The sequence below is a fragment of the Kineococcus indalonis genome (assembly GCF_009906395.1).
In the GTDB taxonomy this organism is placed as follows: Bacteria; Actinomycetota; Actinomycetes; order Actinomycetales; family Kineococcaceae; genus Kineococcus; species Kineococcus indalonis.
Genome location: NZ_JAAALM010000525.1, coordinates 1 through 2,755 on the forward strand (window position 1 = coordinate 1; position 2,755 = coordinate 2,755).

Annotated in this window: 7 protein-coding genes; 5 read left to right on the forward strand and 2 right to left on the reverse strand. The window is 76.4% G+C overall.

The features are described 5' to 3' along the window. A partial coding sequence (locus tag GTR00_RS18365) for a hypothetical protein (protein WP_205706151.1) occupies window positions 1-393 on the forward strand: 393 nt, incomplete at its 5' end. Here the strand turns inward: GTR00_RS18365 and GTR00_RS18370 are convergent. Next, window positions 378-638, reverse strand: a complete 261-nt coding sequence (locus GTR00_RS18370) for a type B 50S ribosomal protein L31 (RefSeq protein WP_205706154.1) — start codon at window positions 636-638, stop codon at window positions 378-380. The two genes, GTR00_RS18365 and GTR00_RS18370, sit on opposite strands and share 16 nt — an antisense overlap. A 19-nt stretch (window positions 639-657) precedes the next feature. On the opposite strand from GTR00_RS18370, the gene rpmB reads away from it, so the two are divergent. The 4 genes from rpmB to GTR00_RS18390 all read left to right on the forward strand — a co-directional run bounded on the left by rpmB (window position 658) and on the right by GTR00_RS18390 (window position 1,967). Beyond that, complete coding sequence (gene rpmB / locus GTR00_RS18375) at window positions 658-924, forward strand: 50S ribosomal protein L28 (RefSeq protein WP_166613016.1); 267 nt, start codon at window positions 658-660, stop codon at window positions 922-924. Further along, on the forward strand, window positions 894-1,061 hold the full coding sequence (gene rpmG / locus GTR00_RS18380) for a 50S ribosomal protein L33 (protein WP_166613017.1): 168 nt from the start codon (window positions 894-896) through the stop codon (window positions 1,059-1,061). The genes rpmB and rpmG overlap by 31 nt, the downstream gene beginning before the upstream one ends. A gap of 3 nt (window positions 1,062-1,064) precedes the next feature. After that, window positions 1,065-1,370: a 30S ribosomal protein S14 gene (gene rpsN, locus GTR00_RS18385; protein ID WP_166613018.1), complete on the forward strand. Its 306-nt coding sequence runs from the start codon at window positions 1,065-1,067 to the stop codon at window positions 1,368-1,370. Between the two features lie 168 nt (window positions 1,371-1,538). Continuing rightward, window positions 1,539-1,967 carry an ester cyclase gene (locus GTR00_RS18390; protein WP_166613019.1) on the forward strand — a complete coding sequence of 143 codons (429 nt, stop codon included), beginning with the start codon at window positions 1,539-1,541 and terminating at the stop codon, window positions 1,965-1,967. Here GTR00_RS18390 and GTR00_RS18395 read toward each other — a convergent pair. Beyond that, window positions 1,954-2,676 carry a class I SAM-dependent methyltransferase gene (locus tag GTR00_RS18395; protein WP_205706153.1) on the reverse strand — a complete coding sequence of 241 codons (723 nt, stop codon included), beginning with the start codon at window positions 2,674-2,676 and terminating at the stop codon, window positions 1,954-1,956. The two genes, GTR00_RS18390 and GTR00_RS18395, sit on opposite strands and share 14 nt — an antisense overlap. Window positions 2,677-2,755 lie beyond the last annotated feature (79 nt).

Here is a 2,755-nt window from a genome sequence, read left to right on the forward strand (position 1 = left end):
GTGCAGACCCCACCGCCCGCCGCAGCACCCGACCCCTGCGGCACCCGCCGCGCGCACGGGCCCGACCCGGTCGGCTGGGTGTTCGTGGCCCACCGCGAGGTGGGCCTGCTGCACCGGCTGCGTCGCGCGGCACGCGCGTCGACGGCACTGGTGCTGGTGCGGCTGGACCCCGGAGCCGCCCTGCCCCTGGACGCCCAGGTGGGCGTGGGCGTCCAGGTCGGCGGTGGGGCGCCGGCGCGACTGCTGTGCCTCGGCGGGCTGGGCGCGCGGGACGCCACGGCGCTGCTGGCGTGGCTGGCCGGCCCCGCGAGCGGGCTGCGCTGCGCACCCGCGGCGCTGCACCACCGGGTGGTGGTGCCGCCCGCGGGTCCGGCGGTTCAGCGGCGGCCGTAGCGGCGGCGGAACTTCTCCACGCGCCCCTCGGCGTCGAGCACGCGGGCGGTGCCGGTCCAGAACGGGTGGCTGGCGGAGGAGACGTCGACGTCGACGACCGGGTAGGTCGCGCCGTCCTCCCACTCCGCCGTCGGCAGGTCCCCGCGCATGGCGAGGGTCGAGCTGGACGAGAACGCCGTGCCGGCGGACTCGTCGCGGAACACCACGGGCCCGTGGGCGGGGTGCTCGCCGACCCACCCCTGCACCGACCCACGAGGAGGATCCGTGCCCGCCCGCTGCCAGGTCATCGGGGCCGTACCCGGTTTCGGCAAGACCGTCTCGCACTCGCACCGGCGCACCAGCCGGCGCTTCGACCCCAACGTCCAGCGCAAGAAGCGGTTCGTGCCCTCGCGGGGGCGCACGGTCACGCTCACCGTCTCCGCACGCGGCACCAAGACCGTGGACAGGCGCGGCATCGAGGCCGTCGTGGCCGACCTGCGCCGGCGGGGGGAGCGGTTCCGATGGCCAGGTCCCGGGACGTGCGCCCGGTGATCGAACTGCGCTCCACCGGCGGCACCGGTTGCACCTGCGTCACCCGCAAGAACCGCCGCAACGACCCCGAGCGCACGGTCGTCCGCAAGTACGACCCCGTGCTGCGCGAGCACGTCGACTTCCGCGAGGAGCGCTGAGCAGTGGCCAAGAAGAGCGAGGTCGCCGAGGACGAGCAGCGCAAGCTCACCGTCGCCCGGCACGCCGGGCGACGCGCTCAGCTCGAGCGCGCCGCGGTGGGCGTGCGCGCGAGCGAGGACGAGCGCGCCGCCGCACGCCTGGCGCTGCAGCGCCTGCCGCGCGACGCCGGCCCCACCCGGGTGCGCCACCGCGACGCCGTCGACGGCCGGCCCCGCGGGAACCCGCGCGCCTTCGGGATCTCGCGCACCCGCCTGCGCGAGACGGCCCACGCCGGCGAACTGCCCGGCGTGAGGAGGTCCAGCTGGTGAGGGGGGCGGTACGGCAGGCCCGGCAGGGCGGAGGGGCCAGCGCTCCACGCTCCCCGCCCGAGCCCGCGCGGGGATCGCGGAGCGTACCGGGGCCTGGCTCCGGGCGGGCCACCTCGCTATCGTCGGCTCCCGCAGTGCTCGGACCCGACCCCGACGGAGGCGGTCGACGTGTCGACGAACCAGGTCAGCACCCCGCACCAGGTCAGCACCCTCCTGCAGCGCTTCGCCCTCGACCCGTGGAACACCGGGGACCTGGACGGCCTCGACGAGACCACCGGGGAGGGCTACGTCCTGCGCGGCGAGCCGGGGCAGGGGGACGGCACGCTGCAGGACCTCAAGGACACCATCGCCACCTACCGGTCGGCCTTCCCCGACCTGACGATGACCGTCGAGGAGACGATCGCGCAGGACGAGCGGCTGGCCTACCGGTGGACCATGCGCGGAACCCACCGGGGCGACTTCGAGGGCATCGCCCCCACCGGCAGGGCGGTCACCTTCCGCGGCATCACGATCGTGCACCTGTGCGACGGCGAGGTCGTCGAGGACCGCTACGAGTCCAGCAGCCCGAGCACGCAGCAGCAGCTCACGGGTTCGTAGCCGGCGAGGCCCGGCGCAGCTCCCACAGCCCGTAGTGCACGAGGAGGGAGTACTCCTCGTGCCGCCAGGCCGGCACGTACCGGTACGAGGACGGCGACAGCCCCGCGGCGGTGATCGCGCCCAGCTGCGCGGTGACGTCGTAGCAGTGCATGTCGACCCCCGGCAGGCCGTCCTCGGAGAACGGGCGGCGGGAGCGCCCGGGGACGCCGGCGGCGCGGTCCTCGACGACGCCCACCAGCAGCCGGGCCCCGGGCGCGCACGCCGCGGCGAGGTGGCGCAGCGTCGCGGTCAGGTCGCGGCAGAACTCCAGGCAACCCACGGCGAGGACGACGTCGAAACGTCCCCAGCCCTCCGGCAGCGGGTCGTGGTAGTCGTGACGCTCGTAGCGGCCGGAGGGCCGCCCGGCGGCGGCGACCGCGAGCATCCGCGCCGACACGTCGACGCCCGTCACGGCGACGTCCGGGGCGAGGTCCCTGGTCAACTGCCCCGGCCCGCACCCCACGTCCAGCACCCGGCACCCGGGCGTCGCGCTGCGCAGCAGGAAGTCCGCGACGAGGGGGCCGTAGTGCTCGATGGAGCGCCACCCGGGCACGTAGTGCGCCGCGGAGTCGTCGTAGTAGTGCGCCAGGGCCTCGCCGTCGCCGGGCCCGGCGCGCCGTGGGCCCGCGGCACCGGGCCCGGCACCGCCCGTCCGTGGATCGCCGTGCACGCCTCAGCCGCTCCCGGGTGTCCCGGCGGCCCCGCGCAGCCGCGCGGGTGCCACGGTAGCGATCCCCCCCGCGCGGCTG

Coding starts and splice junctions, on each gene's coding strand:
- rpmG (WP_166613017.1), top strand. CDS start 894: ATGGCCAGGTCCCGGGACGTGCGCCCGGTGATCGAACTGCGCTCCACC.